The sequence below is a fragment of the Sphingomonas sp. GM_Shp_2 genome (assembly GCF_026540875.1).
Lineage (GTDB): Bacteria > Pseudomonadota > Alphaproteobacteria > Sphingomonadales > Sphingomonadaceae > Sphingomonas > Sphingomonas carotinifaciens.
This window is the reverse complement of record NZ_JALNUQ010000043.1, coordinates 1-17,935: the sequence shown is the minus strand read 5'-3', so window position 1 is coordinate 17,935 and position 17,935 is coordinate 1. Positions and strand designations below refer to the sequence as shown.

Sequence of the window (17,935 nt, the reverse complement as noted above, 5' to 3'; positions counted from 1 at the left end):
ACGCCGCCCGTTCCCCGACGGGAACGGGCCGGTGGCGCTATCGTCCCTCGCGGCCCGCGAAGGTGACCAGGCTTTCCGCGCCGTCCGCGCCGATCGCGGAGACGCCGACGAAGTGATCGTCGACCGGCACCTGCGTCAGCACGGTTTCGGTTTCGGTCACTTCGCGCGACTGGCTCCAGTCCTGCGTGTCGTTGCGGCGCCAATGGACGCGGTAGCGGACCGCACCGGGAACCGCGGCCCATTTCACCGTCGTGTCGCGCGACAGGGCACCGGCGATAGAGGCACTTGCCGGCGCCGCGGGGGCCGCGGCAAGGCGCTGCAGCGTGGCGACATTCACCGCGGTGACCTTGGCCAGATAGGGAAAGTCCATCTTGTCGATCGTGTCGCCATAGGCGGTGCCCGCCTCGGTACGCAGATCCTGATGCTGCGCGTCCCAATCCTCGTTGGCGACCGAGAAGCGGATCGCAGGATAGCCGAGCTTCAGGAACGGTTCGTGATCGCCGCCGCGCCCGAACCGGTCCGGGCGGCGATCGAGAAACACGTCGACCCCGCGCGGGCCGAGCCCGTCGGCGATGCCGTCGATCGCCTTGGCCAGCGCGCGGCTGGGGCCGTCATCCTCGCCACCCTCCGACCGGCGGCGCTGTTGCTGCGCCAGATCCTCGGACGAGCGGATGCCTTCGGAAAAGACGCGCACCCAGCGCGCCTCGCGCTTGCCGCCCTGGCCCATCGTGTTGCCGACGATATCGTTGTTGAGCATCGCCGACACCTGCCAGCCGCGCGTCTTGGCGGTGTCGGCCAGCAGCGTCGCGCCCCACAGGCCCTGTTCCTCGCCGGAAAAGACCGCATAGACGATCGTCGCATCGAACTGCCTGCCGGCCAGCAGGCGCGCCGCCTCCAGCACCAGGGCGACGCCGGAGGCATCGTCATTGGCGCCGGGCGCATCGTCGGTGAAGTTCATCACATCGGTGACGCGGCTGTCGATATGCGCGCCGACGATCACGACGCGGTTAGGATCGCGACCGCGCTGGATGCCCAGCACGTCCTCCACCATCACCCCGTTGGGCGCCCGCGGGCCGGTGAAGGAGCGGTTGATCCGCTCCACGGTGATGCAGCCGCCGCAGGTGGCGCCGATCTCCTGAAACTGCGCCGCCGCCCAGTCACGCGCGGCGCCGATGCCGCGTTTGGGATCGGTGGTAGTCGACAGGGTGTGACGTGTGCCGAAGCCGACCAGGGCGGCGACGCTGGCCTTCAACCGGGGAACGGACGGGGCGGGGGCGGCAGGCGCCGCGGCGGCGAGAAGCAGGGCAGCAATCATGCGGGCGACCGTGCCAAGGTGCGAGAGACGTGGCAACAATCTCCGTCAAAGAGATTGTCAGCTCAGCCGGTCGATCGCCTCCAGGCTGAGCGAGCCGGGGATGATCATGACGGGGACGGGCAGCGCGCCGGCATCGGTACCGGAAAAATGCGCCACCAGCGTGCCGGGTGCGCCGCTGGCCGCCGCGCCCAGCACCAGCGCGGCGATTTCGGGATTGCCCGCGATCATCTCGCGGATGACCTTGGGGCCCTCGCCTTCGCGCACGGTGATCGAGGGGCGCAGGCCCGATTCCTCGAACAGCGTGCCGGCCGCACCCTGCACCAGCGCCTCGGCATGGTGGCGGGCTTCTTCCTCGATCGTGGCCTGTACGCCGCCAAAGGCGATGAACTCCTGCGGGGGAAGCAGGGTCAGGATCTCGACGCCGCCGTTCGTCTTCACCGCACGGCGCGCGGCAAAGCGCAGCGCGATTTCCGCCTCGGGCGTATCGTCCACCACGACCAGATAGATGCGCATGCCATTCCCCTTGTTTGGCCTGTGGATGGCGCCTTCACCCTTTTCGCGCAAGGCCGTGACTTGACCCTGACGGCTTGGGGCGCGAGAGACGGGGCCGCTACGGAATTCGTTTTCCCCGAGAGGACCTCCATGTCGATCGAGATCAAGATGCCTGCTTTGTCCCCGACGATGGAGGAAGGCACGCTGGCCAAATGGCTCGTCAAGGAAGGCGATACGGTGAAGTCCGGCGATATCATGGCCGAGATCGAGACCGACAAGGCCACGATGGAGTTCGAGGCGGTCGATGAGGGTGTGATCGCCAAGATCCTGGTCGCCGAGGGCACCGACAATGTGAAGGTCGGCGCGGTGATCGCCATCCTGGCCGAGGAAGGCGAGGATGCAGCATCCGTCGAGGCGCCGAAAAAGGCCGAAACGCCAGAGCCTACCGATGCCGAGTTCAAGGGCCGTCCCGACCCCAGCGATCCCAACAAGACGGGCAGCGAGGCCAAGCCGGTCGAGCGCACCAAGGAAGAGGCCGAGGATCATGGCCGCCCCGCCGATGCCGGCGCCGCCAAGCCCGCATCCGGTGGTGCTTCGTCGTCGGGCGACCGGGTGAAGGCCAGCCCGCTGGCCCGCCGCATCGCCGCCGACAAGGGGCTGGAACTGTCGGCAATCGCCGGCTCGGGTCCGAACGGCCGGATCGTGAAGGCCGATGTCGAGGGTGCAAAGCCCGGTGCGCAGACCAAGAGCGCCCCGTCGGCGTCGGCACCCGCCGCCGCGCCCGCAGCCGAAGCGCCGGCGGCCGCACCCAAGCCTGCGCAGATCCCGGACATCCCGCATGAGGCGACCAAGCTGTCGAACATGCGCAAGACGATCGCCCGCCGCCTGACCGAGTCGAAGCAGCAGGTGCCGCACATCTACCTGACGGTCGACATCCGCCTGGACAAGCTGCTGCGCTTGCGTGGCGAGCTGAACGCCAGCCTGGAATCGCGCGGCGTCAAGCTGTCGGTCAACGACATGCTGGTAAAGGCGCTGGGCGTGTCGCTGATGGCGGTGCCGAAGTGCAACGTCATGTTCACGCCGGACCAGCTCATCACCTTCCACCGCGCCGACATCTCGGTCGCGGTGTCGACGCCCGCCGGCCTGATCACCCCGATCGTGACCGAGGCGGACACCCGCTCGCTGTCGTCCATCTCGACCAAGATGAAGGATCTGGCCGGGCGTGCGCGCGACAACAAGCTGAAGCCGGAAGAATTCCAGGGCGGCACCGCGTCGATCTCGAACATGGGCATGTTCGGCATCAAGCAGTTCGAGGCCGTCATCAATCCGCCGCAGGGCATGATCCTGGCGATCGGTGCGGGCGAGAAGCGCCCCTATATCATCGACGGCGAACTGGGCGTGGCGAGCGTGATGTCGGCCACCGGCAGCTTCGACCACCGCGCGATCGACGGCGCGGATGGCGCGGAGCTGATGAAGGTGTTCAAGGAGCTGGTCGAGAACCCGCTCGGCATGCTCGCCTGACGCTTGAGCGATGCGTAGCGCGATCGAATTGTTCTACATCGTTGCCGGCCTGGTCGTGGCGCTGGCCATGACCTGGGCCGGCGCCTGGGCCTATCCGCTGGGTCGCGAGGTGATCTGGTGGTGCGGCGCGGCGGCGATGGTGGCGACGATCGCGATGGGCATCGGCCCGCTGCGCCGTGCCCGCGCGATCGATCGCGGGGTGCGGGCATGAGCAGCCTGCCGGGCGTCCTGCCCGATGGTGCGCCGACGATCCGCGTCACCGCGATGCCGGCCGACGCCAACCCTTATGGCGATATCTTCGGCGGCTGGCTGATGGGCCAGATGGACCTGGCCGCAGGCTCGGTCGCGTCGCGCCATTCGGGCGGCCGCGCCGTCACGGTCGCGGCGGAGGGCATGAAGTTCCACCGCCCGGTGATCGTCGGCGACGAGGTGTCGGTCTATGCCACGCTGGTGGCGACGGGCTCCACCTCGATGACGATCGACGTCGAGGCGTGGCGCCGCAGCCGGCACAAGGAAGAAGCCTTCATGGTGACGCAGGCACGCTTCGTCTTCGTCGCAATGGGCGAGGATCGCCAGCCGCGGCGCGTGCCGCCGATGGCCGCCTGAGAGAATAGGGCGGGCGCGAACCCGCCGCCATCTGCATCCGCTCGGGGGGCCGAGCGATCATAAGGAAGATCAACGTGGCTGACACTTACGACCTTATCGTCCTCGGCTCCGGTCCGGGCGGCTATGTTGCGGCGATCCGGGCCGCGCAGCTCGGGCTCAAGGTCGCGATCGTCGAGCGCGAGCGGCTGGGCGGCATCTGCCTCAACTGGGGCTGTATCCCGACCAAGGCGCTGCTCCGCTCGGCGGAAGTCTATCATTACATGACGCACGCCGCGCAGTACGGCCTGTCGGCGGAGAAGCCTTCGTTCGACCTGAGCAAGGTGGTGGACCGCAGCCGCAAGGTCGCGGGCCAGCTCAATGCCGGCGTCAAGGGCCTGATGAAGAAGAACAAGGTGACGGTGCACGAGGGCGTCGGCACGCTGACGGGGAAGGGCAAGCTTTCCGTCCGCCAAGGCGACAAGACCGTCGAGCTGCAGGCCAAGCACATCATCGTCGCCACCGGCGCGCGCGCCCGCGACCTGCCCTTTGCCAAGGCGGACGGCAAGCGCGTCTGGACCTATCGCCATGCGATGGTGCCGGAAGAAATGCCGACCAAGCTGCTGGTCATCGGATCGGGCGCGATCGGCATCGAGTTCGCCAGCTTCTACAACGACATGGGCGCGGACGTGACGGTCGTGGAAATGATGGACCGCATCCTGCCCGTCGAGGATGCCGAAGTCAGCGAGTTCATGGCCAAGCAACTGACCAAGTTCGGCATGACGCTGAAAATCAAGGCCGGGCTGGAAAAGCTGGAAGCGACCGGATCGGGCGTCAAGGCGTCGATCAAGACCGCGGACGGCAAGGTCGAGACGACCGAGTTCAGCCATGCGATCGTCGCGATCGGCATCGTGCCCAACACCGAGAATATCGGCCTGGAGACGCTGGGCGTGAAGACCGAGCGGGGGCATATCGACACCGACGGCTATGGCCGCACGAACGTCGACGGCATCTGGGCGATCGGCGACGTGACCGGCGCACCGTGGCTGGCGCACAAGGCGAGCCATGAGGGCGTGATCGCGGCCGAGGCGATCGCGCAGGCGCTGGGCAACAAGGACGTGCACCCGCATGCGATGGACAAGGGCAACATCCCGGGCTGCACCTATTCGCGCCCGCAGGTGGCCAGCGTCGGCCTGACCGAAGCGAAGGCCAAGGAAGCCGGTTACAGCGTGAAGGTGGGCAAGTTCCCCTTCATCGGCAACGGCAAGGCGATCGCGCTGGGCGAGGCGGAAGGTTTCGTGAAGACCGTGTTCGACGCCAAGACCGGCGAATTGCTGGGTGCGCACATGGTGGGCGCGGAAGTGACCGAGATGATCCAGGGCTATGTCGTCGCCCGCCAGCTGGAGACGACCGAGGCGGAGTTGATGGAAACGGTGTTCGCGCACCCGACCATCTCCGAATCGATGCACGAATCGGTCCTGTCCGCCTATGGGCGCGCCATCCACATCTAAGCCGGCGCACATGCAGCGGCGGGGGCGGGAAGCGTTATGCTTTCCGCCCCTTTTTGTGTGCAGGGCGCTGTTCCGGGCGCGGTCTTTCTGCAATCCTTCCTTTTTTCACCGTGTTTTCTCTCCTTCCTTGTCGGAGCCCCGATGCGACTAGCGATCCTTGCCGCGCTTTTTCTTGCCACGCCGGCGACGGCGGAGACGGTGGTGGTCACCGCGGCCCGGATGCTGGATGTGGAGCGTGGGCGCGTGACGCCGAAGCCGGTCATCACCATCACCGACGGGCGGATCACCGCGATCGGCGGCGTGGTGCCGGCGGATGCCCGGCGGATCGATCTGGGTGACGTGACGATCCTGCCCGGCCTGATCGACATGCATGTCCATCTGGATGCCGACGCACGGATCAGCGGGTATCGCCGCCTTGAATATACCGACAGCTTTTGGGCCGCGGTGGGCGTCGCGAATGCGAAGTCGATGCTGGAGGCGGGCTTTACCACGGTGCGCAATGTCGGCGCGGAGAATTACAACGATGTCGGCCTGAAACAGGCGATCGAGCGCGGCTATGTGCCGGGGCCGCGGATCGTGCCGTCGGGCTATGCGCTGGGGGCCACGGGCGGGCATTGCGACGGGACGGAGAGCCTGCCGCCCAGTTTCCAGGACGTGCCCAATCCGGCGGTGGCGGACGGGCCCGATGCCTATCGCCGGCTGGTGCGGGTGATGCGCAAATACGGGGCGGAGGCAATCAAGATCTGTGCCACGGGCGGCGTGCTGTCCAAGCGCGATGCGCCGGGTGCGCAGCAGATGAGCCTGGACGAGATGAAGGCGGTGGCGGACGAGGCGCACATGCTGGGCATGAAGGTCGCCGCGCATGCGCATGGCACCGCCGGCATCAACGATGCGCTGCGCGCCGGGATCGACACGATCGAGCATGCCAGCCTGGCCGATGCGGAGTCCTTCCGACTGGCCAAGGAGAAGGGCGCCTGGTTCTCGATGGATATCTATGACGACGATTATATCCTGGCCGAGGGCGCGAAGAACGGCGTGCATGAGGAAAGCCTCGCCAAGGAGCGCGCGATCGGACGCAAGCAGCGCGAGACGTTTCGCGATGCGCACCGTGCGGGCGTGAAGATGATCTTCGGCACCGACAATGGCGCGGTCTTTCCGGCCGGGCAAAATGCGCTGCAATTCGCCAAGATGGTGGAATGGGGGATGACCCCGATCGAGGCGATCCGCGCCGCCACCACCAACGCCGCCGCCGCCCTGGCGCGTGACGACGTGGGTGCGATCGCGGTCGGGCGCTGGGGCGATCTGGTGGCGGTGGCCGGCGATCCGCTGGCTGATGTGCGGGTGCTGGAACGGCCGGTCGCGGTGATCAAGGGGGGCGTGCGCGCGAAATGAGGATGTTGCTGACCATGCTGGGGCCGGTGATCGGGCTGGTCGCGCTGACCTTCGTGATGACGTTCGTGCTGCTGGGCGCACGGCTGCGCCACATGAAGGCGACACCGCCGCGCCGGGAGGATTTCGCCAGCGGCGAGGCGGCAACCCGCTATTTCGCCGCGGTCGCACTGCCGGCGGACAATCTGCGCAATCTGTTCGAGATGCCGGTGCTGTTCTACGCACTGGTGCCGCTGCTGCTGATCACCGGGCAGGGCGGCGTCGCGCAGGTATTGCTGGGGTGGATCTATGTCGTGCTGCGTGCGCTGCACAGCCATGCGCATGTCACGGGTTCGACCATCCGGCGCTTCCGCCTGTTCCTGATGTCGGTGGCGGTATTGCTGGCGATGTGGATCGGCTTTGCGATCGACGTGATGCTGTCGCAACCCTGATCGCGGCGCCGGCGTTTTCCCGTCGTCAAAGGAGTTTGATGATGGCGGACGATCACGAGACGATCTGGAAGGATTTCGGCGAAGCGGTGAACATGACGCCCGCCGAGCTGGAGAAGTTTCTGGATACCGACGAGTCGAAGGAGGTCGGCTGGAAGGGCGAGGATGGCGACGGCGCGGGCGAGAGCGTCGGCCACAAGTCGGGCAAGCGGATCGTGGAGATCAAGCGCAAGAAGAAGGCCGACCTGACCGACGACGATTATGCGCACATGAAGAAAGTGGTCGGCTATGTGCACCGCCACCTGAAACAGGGTGGCCCGGCGGACGACAAGGAACACTCACCGTGGCGCTATTCGCTGATGAACTGGGGGCACGATCCGCTGAAGGGGTAGGGCCGTAACTCCTCCCCCGTAGGGGAGGGGAGCAGACAGAGATCAGGCGGCGACGTCGTAGGGCTTGATCTCGCCGGCCAGATAAAGGTTGCGGGCCTTGGCGCGGCTGAGCTTGCCCGAGGAGGTGCGGGGCAGGGTGCGCGGTGGGATCAGCTCGATCACGCAGTTCATGCCGGTGACCGCCCGGACGCGCTCGCGAATTTCCTCACGCAGGCGCAGGCGCTCGGCTTCGTCGGAACTGCGGCACTGGACGAGGACGGCGGGCGTTTCCTCGCCGCCGGGCGTGGTGATCGCGAAGGCCGCGATGTCGCCTGCCTTGAAGCCGGGCAGTTGCTCCACCGCCCATTCGATGTCCTGCGGCCAGTGGTTGCGGCCGTTGACGATGATCATGTCCTTGGCGCGGCCGACGATGTAGATATAGCCGTTGGACATGTAACCCATGTCGCCGGTGTCGAGCCAGCCATCGACCATGCAGGCCGCGGTCGCCTCCGGATCACGGAAATAGCCGACCATCACGGACGGGCCCGAACACCAGACCTTGCCGATCGCGCCCTCGGGAAGCGGCGTGCCGTCTTCCTCGCGGATCTCGACCTTCATATCGCGCACCGGCTTGCCGCAATTGACGATGGCACGGAAACGCTGCGGCCGGCGCTCGTCATTGGCGGCGCCGGAAAGCTGCGTTTCCTCGACCAGTTCGACGCGGATGCCCTCGCCCGGCGGCATGATCGAGACGGCCAGCGTCGCCTCGGCCAGACCATAGGAGGGCAGGAAGGCGGTGGCCGGGAAGCCGGCATCGGCAAAGGCATCGACGAAGCTCTGCATCACGTCCGGCCGGATCATGTCCGCGCCGTTGCCGGCAAGGCGCCAGCGCGACAGGTCGAAGCGGTCGGCGGCCTTGGTCTGGCTGGACATGCGGCGCGCGCAGATGTCGTAGCCGAAGGTCGGCGAATAGCTGATCGAGGTGCCGGTGTTGCGGGTGATGAGGTCGAGCCAGGCGAGCGGGCGACGGGCGAAATCCTCGGTCTTCAGATAATCGGTCGAGACCTGGTTGGCGACCGGCGACAGGAAACAGCCGACCAGCCCCATGTCGTGATACCAGGGCAGCCAAGAGATGCAGCGATCGGTGCCGATCAGCGCCATGCCGTGTGCATGGGCGGCGAGGTTGTTGAGCAGCGCCCGGTGGGTGATCGCCACACCGTGCGGGAAGCGGGTCGAGCCGCTGGAATATTGCAGATAGGCGATCGCCTCCGCATCCGCGCTGGGCAGCGGCGCGTCGGGCGCGGGACGGGTGGCGAATTCGGACCAGTCGATTCCCTCGACCCCGGCGAGCGCGGCGGCTTCGCCCGCCATCGGTGCCAGCTCGGGCGGGTAGATCAGCATGCGCGGATCGCAGGACGAAAGCTGGACGCGGAGTTGTTCGATATAGGAGCCACGGCCGCCGAACGAGGTGGGCAGGGGCAGCGGCACCGGCCACGCACCGGCATAGACCACACCGAAGAACAGGGCGGCGAACTCGGCACCCGTCTCGGCGACGATCGCGATCCGATCCTCGGGCCTGATCCCGGCGGCGATCAGCCGGCGGGCATAGTCCAGCGCATCCCGGCGGAGCTGGGCAAAGGGATAGGGACGCAGCAGCGTACCGCGCGCGTCGTGGAAATTAAGGCCGCGGTTACCCTCGGCCGCGTAATCCAGTGCCTCGCCCAGCGTTTCGAAGTCGGCGAAACGGCGCGGCAGCGCATCCTCGGTCGGCGTCGCGACGGGCGCGCCGGCGTCGTCCTGATGGTGCTGGTTGCTCATGTCCCTTGCCTTCGTTCCTTGCTGCGCCCGCCTGATTGCAGGTCTGTGCGACCGCTTCGATGGCGGCTTTGCACGTTCTCATTCCTGCGTCACTGTGGCACAAACAAGGCGTGTCTGCCGAGCGCCGCCCGCCAAAGCCTTTGGATAATGCCGCATTGGAGCGGCTGGCGCTGCGTTATGTGGAGCGATTTGCGACGACGCGGGGGAAGCTGATCGCGTATCTGCGGCGCAAGGTGCGCGAGCGGGGGTGGGCGGGGGAGCCCGCGGATGCGGCGGCGCTGGCGGATCGGATGGTGGATCTGGGATATGTGAACGACCGGTTGTTCGCGGAGGCGCGGGTGGGGGCGCTGGGGCGGCGCGGGCTGGGGGCGAGGCGGGTGGCGGGGGCACTGCGCGAGGCGCATGTCGGCGAGGCGGACAGCGAGGCGCTCGCCCCGGTGATCGAGGGGCAGGCGATGGCGGCGGCGCTGACCTTTGCCCGGCGCAAGCGGATCGGGCCTTATGGCCGCGGCGAGGCGGACCGGGACGTGCAGCAAAAGCAACTGGCAGCGATGCTGCGCGCCGGACACGATTTCGCGCTTTCCCGCAGGATCGTTGCGTGCGCACCCGGCGATGTCCCTGAAGAGGACGCTTGAGGCCACTGAAATGCGGCTTTTCGTTGCGGCTGCGAAGAAGCATGCTAGCACAGCACCTCAGGGGTGCGATTATGCTTGGTGAAACGCCGCAGGAGCAACACGCCACAGCCGATGGGACGACAGGGGACGTCGTCCGGTTGGCCGGGGTGATCAAATGGTTCGACGTGACCCGCGGCTTCGGCTTTGCGGTGGCGGACGACAGCGCAATCGGCGACGTGCTGGTGCACTTCTCCGTTCTGCAGCCGCACGGCCGGCGCAGCCTGCCCGAAGGGGCGCGCGTCGAGGCGCTGGCGGTGGAGCGCGGGCGCGGATTCCAGGCGCGCGAGATCCTGACGATCGACCTGTCGGGTGCGGTGGAAGAGCCGGCACCCAAGGTGGCGCGCACGCAGGGCGACCGGATCGATCCGGTCGCGCTGGTCGACAGCGCCGGGCCATTCGAGCCGGTGGTCGTCAAATGGTTCAACCGGCTGAAAGGATATGGCTTCTTGGTGCGGGGCAGCGACGGACGCGACGTGTTCGTCCATATGGAGACGTTGCGCCGGGGCGGGATCGCGGCGGTGGAGCCGGACGAGCCGCTGCGCGCGCGCATCGTCGATGGTCGGAAAGGGCCGCTGGCGGTGGTCGTCGAGGGCGATGCCATGGGGACGGCGGCTTGATCCGGTGTCTGGCCCTCCCGGTGGCGCTGGTGCTGGCCGGTTGCTCGGCCGGGGGCGGCGACCGGGACGGTTCCGGCACGGCGCAGGCGGCGGCGAAGACGATCCCCGTCACCGTCCATTCCGCAAGCGGCGAGCATCGTTTCCAGGTCGAGCCGGCGCGCACGGTGGCGGAACAGGCGCAGGGGCTGATGTACCGCACCGACCTGACCCCGGATGGCGGAATGCTGTTCGCGCCCTATCCCCCGGATGGCGGCCCCCCGCGCGAGACGAGCTTCTGGATGAAGAACACGCCGACCCCGCTGGACATCCTGTATATCCGCGCCGACGGCACGATCGCGCGCATTGCGGAGAACACCACGCCGTTTTCGGAGGCGCAGATCCCGTCCGGCGAGCCGGTGGCCGCCGTGCTGGAACTGCTCGGTGGCCGATCGGCCGAGCTGGGCATCGCCGAGGGCGACCGGGTGACGTGGCCGCGTTGATCGCGGTTGAAGGCACGCCCCGCACGGGCTAAGCGCTGTTTCATTATGGGCATCAACCTCAACCCCTTCACCTGGTGGAATGGCGCCACCGTCGGCACCTGGTTCGGCCTGCGCGGCAAGACCAGTGTCGGCGAGGATGCGCTGGGCAACGTCTATTATCAGGGCGGCACCGACACCGCAGGCCGCCCGCGGCGCTGGGTGATCTATAGCGGTTCCAACGACGCCAGCCGGGTCCCGCCCGACTGGTTCAGCTGGCTGCACCATCAGGTGGACGACGTGCCCGACCGCTCGCTGCCCGAGCCGCGTCGCTGGGAAAAGCCGGCGGCGGCAAACCTGACCGGCACGGCGATGGCCTATCGCCCGGCCGGCGCGCTGGAGAAGGGTGGCCGCCGTGCCCCCGCGACCGGCGACTACGAAGCCTGGACGCCCGAGGGGTGAAGACGCGCTGGCTCGCCGGCGGCGTGCTGGCGGCGGCGCTGGGGGTCGGTGGCTGGCTGGGATACCAGGCCTGGACCGGTCCGTCCGCACAGCCCCGAGCGGCCGATCCGTCGGTCAGCCAGCTCGTGCCCGACCGGCCGGGCGCGCCCGGCATCGAAACGGTCGATCCCGAAGCGGGAACGCTGCCCCAGGGCGGCACCCCGATGGCGGAGCGCGTCGCGGTGGTCGGCTTGCTGAACAAGCGGAACGGCGAATCACGCGACCTGAAGCTGAGGCCCGGCCAGGCGGTGCGCGTCGGCGACGCGATCGTGCGCCTGCGCGCCTGCGAGCGCACCGCATCGTGGGAGCAGGAGCAGTTGACCGGCGCCTTCGTGCAACTGGACGTGCGCGGCACCGACCGGCACTGGCGCCGCGCCTTTTCAGGCTGGCTCTACAAGGAACGGCCACAGTTGAACGTGGTGCCGCACCCGATCTACGACGTGTGGACCAAGAGCTGCGCGATGTCCTGGCCCGAGACCGGCCCGGATACGGTGTCGTCGGCGGCACCCGCGCCGCGATCCAGCGCGAAGAAGTCGCCCGCGGCGGACACCCCGGCCGAGGAGGCGCCGGCATCGACCACCCCGGCCAATGCATCGGACAGCAGCGCCATATAACGGGCGCGGCTGACCTCCACCGCGCCCATCGAGGCGAGATGGGGCGTCTGGAACTGGCAATCGAGCAGGGTGAAGCCGCCGCGGCGCAACCGGGCGATCAGCCAGGCGAGCGCGACCTTTGACGCATCGGTGCGGCGGCTGACCATGCTTTCGCCGAAAAAGGCGCGCCCCAAGGCCAGGCCGTAAAGGCCGCCGACCAGCTCGTCGCCAACCCAGCATTCGACCGAATGGGCGAACCCCATCGCATGCAGGCGCCCGAACACCTGTTCGATGCCGGTGTTGATCCAGGTTTCGGGGCGGTCCGCGGCGCTTTCGGCGCACAGGCGGATCATCGCATCGAAGGCGAGGTCGCAGGTGACGTGGAACCGGTCGGCCGCCACCACCTTGCGCAGCGAACGGGACAGGCGGAAACCGTCCAGCGGCATGATCGCGCGCTTGCGCGGCTCCACCCAATAGACGCTGTCGGCATCGCGGCGGTCCGCCATCGGAAAGACGCCGACCGCATAGGCACCGAGCACAAGCTGGGGATCGAGCCGTTCCATCAGCCTTTGGCGATACGGCGCTCGACCTCGCGCCACAAGGCGGCGTAGCCCTGTGCGGCGGCACTGCGCGGGGCGAATCGGCCGACGGCGGCGCGGTGCTCGCCCATCGCCTCCACCACGCTCGCCATCGGGATCGCCGGCCACTCCGGCTGTGCCGCCACCGCATCGGCATGGAGACGGCGGCGGCGATCGACCATGACATGGACCGGCAGAAGCGGCACCCGGCCGCGGACATGGCCGTCCACCACCTCCAGCGCGCGCTGGGCGAGGGCGGAGGGCACTACTGGCACGACCACCAGATCGGCGGCGCGCAGTACCTGTTCGGTGGTTTCGGTCAGCCCCGGCGGGCAATCGAGAATGATGCGGTCATAATCGCCAAGGCCGTCCAGCAGCTTGCCCAGCCGGTTCTTCTTGGACAGGTCATGGAACAGCTGGTCGAGCAGGCGCAGCGAAGCATCGGCACCGATCAGGTCCAGTTGCGGCGTGTCGGTGGTGCGGATCAGCTTGGCGGGAGCGATGTCGCGCGAAAAGATCGCCTGCGCGCGGTCGCCCTTGGCCGGTCCGCCGAGCAGCCAGGTCGCCGCGGCCTGGGGATCGAGGTCCCACACCAAGGTCCGCCGCCCCTGGCTGGCCGCGCACCAGGCAAGGTTGACCGCCATGCTGGTCTTTCCCACTCCGCCCTTCAGGCTGTAGATCGCGATCGTCTTCACAAGGCCCCCTGACGCCCGTGCCCCGCCGGTTTCGGCAAAGAAAAAGGTCGGCGGAAGCTATCTCCCGCCGACCTCACATGGATCAAGCTGTTTCGTGACCGCGATCAGACGTGGCAGGTCTGCGCGGGCTTATCCGGGGTGGTCAGGGTGATGTTCTTCTCGTCACCCGTCAGCTTCCAGCCGCCATCGGCGGTCAGCGGCTGGCCGGCCTCCGGAGCGGTCAGGCGGACCGGGGTCTCGCCTTCCTTCAGCCGGACATTGGCCAGCTTGTCGCCTTCGAAGAAGGTGACGAAGGCGAGGCTGTTGTCCTTGCAACGGAAGGTCTTGTCCGCCTTGATCGCCGGCGGCAGCTCGACGGGGGCGCGATTGGCGAGAGTGGTCGCCATGGGATCGGGATTGGCATCCACGACTTCGGGTTGAGCGGGCTGCGAGTTGCATGCGGCAAGCGCGAGCAGCGAGGCAGCGGCGACGGAGAGGGGAAGGAGGCTCTTCATAGCGGTCCGCTGCTTCGCGCATGCAACATGGTTACGTCAAGATGGCAGACGCTTTCCGATGGGTGCAAAGCGGCTTAGCATGGTGCTCGGAGAGCGGATCATGGTTGAGCGAATCGGCAGCTACGCAGCCTTCTGGCCCTATTACCTGCGCGAGCATCGCCGGCCCGCGACACGGGCGCTGCATTATGCGGGCACCGCGCTGACCCTGCTGTGCCTGGCCGCGGCGATCGCGATCGGGGGATGGTGGTGGCTGGCGGTGCCGGCCGCGGGCTATGGCTTCGCATGGACCGCCCATGCCCTGGTGGAGCGGAACCGGCCGGCGACGTTTCGCCACCCCTGGTGGTCGCTGGTCAGCGATTTTCGTATGTTCTTCCTGTGGATGACCGGGCGGCTGGGCCCGCATCTGGCGCGGGCGGGCTTTGCCGGCGAATAGTATCGCTCGCTTGCCGGGCGGGGTCCGAGGCGCCATCTAGCGCGCCATGCATATCATTCCCGACACTCTGGCGCTCATCGGCAACACCCCGCTCGTGCGGTTGAAGGGGCCGAGCGAGGAAACCGGGTGCGACATTTTCGGCAAGTGCGAGTTCGCCAATCCCGGTGCCAGCGTGAAGGACCGCGCGGCGCTGTTCATCGTCGAGGATGCCGAGGCGCGCGGTGCGCTGCGTCCCGGCGGCACGATCGTGGAGGGCACCGCGGGCAATACCGGCATCGGGCTGGCGCTGGTGGCGAATGCCAAGGGTTATCGCACGATCATCGTGATGCCCGAGACGCAGAGCCGGGAGAAGATGGACACGCTGCGCGCGCTCGGCGCCGAGCTGGTGCTGGTACCGGCCGCACCCTATTCCAGCCCGTGCCACTTCGTGCACACCTCGCGCCGGATCGCCGAGGAAACCGAAAATGCGGTGTGGGCGAACCAGTTCGACAATATCGCCAATCGCCGGGCGCACATCGTCGGCACCGCCGAGGAGATCTGGGCACAGATGGAGGGCCGAATCGACGGCTTCACCTGTGCGGTGGGAACGGGGGGGACGCTGGCCGGCGTAGGCCTGGGGCTGAAGGCGCGGGACGAGGGGGTGTGCATCGCGCTGAGCGATCCGCATGGCGCGGCGCTCTACGATTATTATGCGCATGGCGAGTTGAAGGCGGAAGGATCGTCCGTCGCGGAGGGCATCGGGCAGGGCCGGATCACCGCCAATCTGGAGGGTGCGCCCGTCGATACGCAGTTCCGAATCGCCGATGGCGAGGGCTGGCACTGGGTGCGCCGCCTGCTCGACGAGGAAGGGCTGTGCCTGGGCCTGTCGTCGGGTATCAACGTCGCGGGTGCCGTGGCGCTGGCGCGGCAGCTGGGGCCGGGCAAGCGCATTGCGACGATTCTGTGCGATACCGGCTTTCGCTATCTGTCGACGCTGCACGATCCGGCATGGCGCGCTGCCAAAGGGCTTTAAGGAAGGGCGCGATCCTGCTGCATCGAGGCAAGAATCGACAGGACCGCGATGATGCGTTAGTCTTGTCCGACCAGATGAAGTCTCCCGATCCCCATCAAGCGATGCAGCGCGTCAAGGTCGGCATGATCGGCCTGGCAGCCGTCGTGCTGCTGATCGCCCTTGCCAGCACGATCCTGGCCTCGCTCAGCCGCGACCAGCCGGCGGGCGTCGCGGCGCAGCCCGATATTGCGGCCAATGTCGCGGCGGGGAACGAGACGGCGCTGCCCAACGAACCGCTGGCCGAACTGGGCATCTCCCCCAGCGTGAACGCGCAGGTTGCCGTCGACGACCGTTGATACGGTCGGCCGAATCCGCGCCGATGACCGGCGGGACATACGAATTTCCGAACAGCGGGACGCGGCGGGAAAACTCGGGATCCGGGTGCGAAACCCGCGCGGCAGCGTGGTTTTCGGCGGCCGTGACCGGTGCGCCATGTGGCGCATTCCCCGAATTGCCAGCTGATCCCAGCCCATTTTAAGGGCGTTTCCCCGGCCATCCCCAAAAATCCCGTTGCTTCCCCGCCATGCGCATAGTAAATCCAAATCAACAGAGGGGCAGGCTCACTGTTGGCTATTTCAACGCGTCGAAAAGCGGTTTTCGGCATGGTGAGGCCGTGCGCGCCAGTGCGAGGTTCGCGTGTCCGAAAGGGGTTTGTATCAGGGAAGCGGTATCGGACTTGTCGATGACAAGGGTCGGGTCGCGATTCCGAACGCCCTGCGCTCCACCCTGGCCCAGAACGCGCCGCGCCCCGACGGCAAGGATGGCGGCACCATCATCATCGCCGTTCACGAAACCGAGCGCTGCCTGATCGCCTATGACCCCGCCTATGTCGCCGTGCTGAAGAAGGAGCTGGACGCGCGGACCGAGTTGTCGCGCGGCGCGGATGGCCGCATCGACTATAACATCAAGCGTGATCTGGCGAACGGCGAATCGGTGCCGTTCGACGGGTCCGGGCGCTTCATCATGCCGGGCTTTCCCCGCTTCCACGCCGGCATAAAGGGTCATGCCTTTTTCTGGGGCACGTTCGACTATATCGAAATCTGGGACCCCAGGACGCTGGTCGATACGCCGGGCCTGCCGGCGAAGATGATCTCCGCCGCGCAGTATCACTGCATGGAAAAGGGGATCGCGTTGTGACCGCGATTGCGCATGATGCCCCGCACATCCCCGTCCTGCTCGATGAGGTCCTCGACGCGCTCGCCATCCTGCCCGGCGAGACGCATGTCGACGGCACGTTCGGAGCGGGCGGCTATACCCGCGCCATGCTGGGGCAGGGCGCGGCGGTGATCGCGTTCGACCGCGATCCCGATGCGATCGCGGGCGGCCAGTCGCTTGCGGCGGCCGAGCCGGGGCTGACGCTGGTCCATGCAGACTTCTCCGGCATGGAGGCGGCGCTCGCTGCACCGGTCGACGGCGTGGTGATGGATATCGGCGTCTCGTCGATGCAGCTGGATCAGGCCGAGCGCGGCTTCTCGTTCCAGGCGGACGGGCCGCTCGACATGCGCATGGCGCAGAGCGGGCTGTCGGCGGCGGATTTCCTGAACACGGCCGACGAAGACCAGATCGCCGACATCCTGTACCAATATGGCGACGAGCCCAAGTCGCGGCGGGTGGCGCGTGCGATCCTCGCGGCCCGGCCGCTGACGCGCACCGGCGAACTGGCCGCGGTGGTGCGCCGCGCGCTGGGCCATCGCCCGCACGAGAAGAAGGATCCGGCGACGCGCGCCTTTCAGGCGATCCGCATCCATATCAACCGCGAGTTGGACGAACTGGCCGAGGGGCTGGCGGCGGCCGAGCGCGTGCTGAAGCCGGGCGGGCGGCTGGCGGTAGTGACCTTTCACAGCCTGGAGGACCGCATGGTGAAGCGGTTCCTGCGCGAACGATCGGGCGCGATGCCGGGCGGGTCACGCCACCTGCCAGCGCAGGTTCAGGCAAAAGCGCCCAGTTTCGAGATGGTTGGAAAAGCGATCCGCGCGAGCGAGGCCGAACTGGCCCGGAATCCGCGCGCACGATCGGCGACCTTGCGGGCGGCGCGGCGGACGGCCGCGCCGGCATGGGGCAGTTGGGGGACACGGGAGTTGGGCGAATGACGGCGGCGTATCGGTTGAAAGGTCTGGGATGGTTCGGCAGCTGCGTGGCAGTGGTGCTGGGCTTCTACCTGGTGTCGCTGCAGGTCGCGGCCGAGCGCAAGAAGCTGGATGACGTCAACACGCGCATCCGCAATGCCGAGCGCGACATCCGCGCGCTGGAGACGGAGTTCGACACGCGCGCGAACCTCGTTCAGTTGGAGAAGTGGAACGGCGACACGCTGGCGCTGACCGCACCGGTGGCGGGCCAGTTCGTGGCCGACGAGGTCGCACTCGCCTCGCTGGACGTGACGCGCGGCCAGGCCGGCGGCGCAATCCAGACCGCCGCCC

The 17,935-nt window shown here is 67.6% G+C and carries 22 protein-coding genes and 2 pseudogenes; 18 read left to right on the top strand and 6 right to left on the bottom strand.

Annotated features, from left to right (window positions below; translation table 11 throughout):
• Positions 1 to 37: 37 nt before the first annotated feature.
• Together OXR08_RS14030 and OXR08_RS14025 are read right to left on the bottom strand one after the other, a co-directional pair.
• Positions 38 to 1,315 (bottom strand): M20/M25/M40 family metallo-hydrolase, encoded by a 1,278-nt coding sequence (locus tag OXR08_RS14030; RefSeq protein ID WP_267350723.1) that lies wholly within the window; start codon positions 1,313 to 1,315, stop codon positions 38 to 40.
• 57 nt (positions 1,316 to 1,372) lie between these two features.
• Entirely contained in the window at positions 1,373 to 1,828 is a 456-nt protein-coding gene (locus OXR08_RS14025) for a universal stress protein (RefSeq protein ID WP_112383419.1), read from the bottom strand.
• A 129-nt stretch (positions 1,829 to 1,957) separates the two neighbouring features.
• On the opposite strand from OXR08_RS14025, the gene OXR08_RS14020 reads away from it, so the two are divergent.
• From OXR08_RS14020 to OXR08_RS13990, 7 genes are all read left to right on the top strand, one after another.
• Positions 1,958 to 3,328 carry a pyruvate dehydrogenase complex dihydrolipoamide acetyltransferase gene (locus tag OXR08_RS14020; RefSeq protein WP_149681897.1) on the top strand — a complete coding sequence of 457 codons (1,371 nt, stop codon included), beginning with the start codon at positions 1,958 to 1,960 and terminating at the stop codon, positions 3,326 to 3,328.
• Positions 3,329 to 3,338: 10 nt separating this feature from the next.
• Complete coding sequence (locus OXR08_RS14015; RefSeq protein WP_149681896.1) at positions 3,339 to 3,539, top strand: hypothetical protein; 201 nt, start codon at positions 3,339 to 3,341, stop codon at positions 3,537 to 3,539.
• On the top strand, positions 3,536 to 3,934 hold the full coding sequence (locus OXR08_RS14010) for an acyl-CoA thioesterase (RefSeq protein WP_149681895.1): 399 nt from the start codon (positions 3,536 to 3,538) through the stop codon (positions 3,932 to 3,934). The genes OXR08_RS14015 and OXR08_RS14010 overlap by 4 nt, the downstream gene beginning before the upstream one ends.
• Before the next feature lie 74 nt (positions 3,935 to 4,008).
• Positions 4,009 to 5,421, top strand: coding sequence for a dihydrolipoyl dehydrogenase (gene lpdA, locus OXR08_RS14005; RefSeq protein ID WP_267350719.1), 1,413 nt, complete (start codon positions 4,009 to 4,011; stop codon positions 5,419 to 5,421).
• 141 nt (positions 5,422 to 5,562) lie between these two features.
• Entirely contained in the window at positions 5,563 to 6,813 is a 1,251-nt protein-coding gene (locus tag OXR08_RS14000; RefSeq protein WP_267350717.1) for an amidohydrolase family protein, read from the top strand.
• Complete coding sequence (locus tag OXR08_RS13995) at positions 6,810 to 7,241, top strand: MAPEG family protein (protein ID WP_149681892.1); 432 nt, start codon at positions 6,810 to 6,812, stop codon at positions 7,239 to 7,241. The genes OXR08_RS14000 and OXR08_RS13995 overlap by 4 nt, the downstream gene beginning before the upstream one ends.
• Positions 7,242 to 7,279: 38 nt before the next feature.
• Positions 7,280 to 7,630, top strand: a complete 351-nt coding sequence (locus OXR08_RS13990; protein ID WP_112383426.1) for a DUF3140 domain-containing protein — start codon at positions 7,280 to 7,282, stop codon at positions 7,628 to 7,630.
• A gap of 42 nt (positions 7,631 to 7,672) precedes the next feature.
• Here the strand turns inward: OXR08_RS13990 and OXR08_RS13985 are convergent, their stop codons facing one another.
• Complete coding sequence (locus OXR08_RS13985; RefSeq protein WP_267350714.1) at positions 7,673 to 9,427, bottom strand: fatty acyl-AMP ligase; 1,755 nt, start codon at positions 9,425 to 9,427, stop codon at positions 7,673 to 7,675.
• 110 nt (positions 9,428 to 9,537) lie between these two features.
• On the opposite strand from OXR08_RS13985, the gene OXR08_RS13980 reads away from it, so the two are divergent.
• The 5 genes and pseudogenes from OXR08_RS13980 to OXR08_RS13960 form a co-directional block, all read left to right on the top strand.
• Positions 9,538 to 10,062 (top strand): RecX family transcriptional regulator, encoded by a 525-nt coding sequence (locus OXR08_RS13980; RefSeq protein WP_267350712.1) that lies wholly within the window; start codon positions 9,538 to 9,540, stop codon positions 10,060 to 10,062.
• A gap of 146 nt (positions 10,063 to 10,208) precedes the next feature.
• Entirely contained in the window at positions 10,209 to 10,718 is a 510-nt protein-coding gene (locus tag OXR08_RS13975) for a cold shock domain-containing protein (protein WP_311732257.1), read from the top strand.
• Between the two features lie 32 nt (positions 10,719 to 10,750).
• Positions 10,751 to 11,197, top strand: coding sequence for a DUF192 domain-containing protein (locus OXR08_RS13970; protein ID WP_267350750.1), 447 nt, complete (start codon positions 10,751 to 10,753; stop codon positions 11,195 to 11,197).
• 45 nt (positions 11,198 to 11,242) lie between these two features.
• Positions 11,243 to 11,635, top strand: a complete 393-nt coding sequence (locus tag OXR08_RS13965) for an NADH:ubiquinone oxidoreductase subunit NDUFA12 (RefSeq protein ID WP_112383431.1) — start codon at positions 11,243 to 11,245, stop codon at positions 11,633 to 11,635.
• A gap of 203 nt (positions 11,636 to 11,838) precedes the next feature.
• Positions 11,839 to 12,072 (top strand): annotated as a pseudogene (locus tag OXR08_RS13960) (DUF2155 domain-containing protein); the annotation flags it as partial.
• A 35-nt stretch (positions 12,073 to 12,107) separates the two neighbouring features.
• Here the strand turns inward: OXR08_RS13960 and aat are convergent.
• The 3 genes from aat to OXR08_RS13945 all read right to left on the bottom strand — a co-directional run bounded on the left by aat (position 12,108) and on the right by OXR08_RS13945 (position 14,034).
• Complete coding sequence (gene aat, locus OXR08_RS13955; RefSeq protein WP_267350708.1) at positions 12,108 to 12,830, bottom strand: leucyl/phenylalanyl-tRNA--protein transferase; 723 nt, start codon at positions 12,828 to 12,830, stop codon at positions 12,108 to 12,110.
• Positions 12,830 to 13,540, bottom strand: a complete 711-nt coding sequence (locus tag OXR08_RS13950; protein ID WP_267350706.1) for a ParA family protein — start codon at positions 13,538 to 13,540, stop codon at positions 12,830 to 12,832. Before OXR08_RS13950 ends, aat begins: the two co-directional genes overlap by 1 nt.
• A gap of 104 nt (positions 13,541 to 13,644) precedes the next feature.
• Complete coding sequence (locus tag OXR08_RS13945) at positions 13,645 to 14,034, bottom strand: hypothetical protein (protein ID WP_112383434.1); 390 nt, start codon at positions 14,032 to 14,034, stop codon at positions 13,645 to 13,647.
• Between the two features lie 100 nt (positions 14,035 to 14,134).
• Between OXR08_RS13945 and OXR08_RS13940 the strand changes: the two genes are divergently transcribed.
• The 6 genes and pseudogenes from OXR08_RS13940 to OXR08_RS13915 all read left to right on the top strand — a co-directional run.
• Complete coding sequence (locus OXR08_RS13940) at positions 14,135 to 14,467, top strand: DUF962 domain-containing protein (protein WP_112383541.1); 333 nt, start codon at positions 14,135 to 14,137, stop codon at positions 14,465 to 14,467.
• Between the two features lie 46 nt (positions 14,468 to 14,513).
• Positions 14,514 to 15,479, top strand: a complete 966-nt coding sequence (locus OXR08_RS13935; RefSeq protein WP_112383435.1) for a cysteine synthase A — start codon at positions 14,514 to 14,516, stop codon at positions 15,477 to 15,479.
• Between the two features lie 101 nt (positions 15,480 to 15,580).
• On the top strand, positions 15,581 to 15,814 hold the full coding sequence (locus OXR08_RS13930; protein ID WP_112383436.1) for a hypothetical protein: 234 nt from the start codon (positions 15,581 to 15,583) through the stop codon (positions 15,812 to 15,814).
• Between the two features lie 340 nt (positions 15,815 to 16,154).
• Positions 16,155 to 16,655: a division/cell wall cluster transcriptional repressor MraZ gene (locus OXR08_RS13925; protein ID WP_149681884.1), complete on the top strand. Its 501-nt coding sequence runs from the start codon at positions 16,155 to 16,157 to the stop codon at positions 16,653 to 16,655.
• Entirely contained in the window at positions 16,652 to 17,608 is a 957-nt protein-coding gene (gene rsmH, locus OXR08_RS13920) for a 16S rRNA (cytosine(1402)-N(4))-methyltransferase RsmH (RefSeq protein ID WP_267350700.1), read from the top strand. Before OXR08_RS13925 ends, rsmH begins: the two co-directional genes overlap by 4 nt.
• A pseudogene (locus OXR08_RS13915) lies at positions 17,605 to 17,935 on the top strand (hypothetical protein); the annotation flags it as partial. The gene rsmH and the pseudogene OXR08_RS13915, both read left to right, overlap by 4 nt.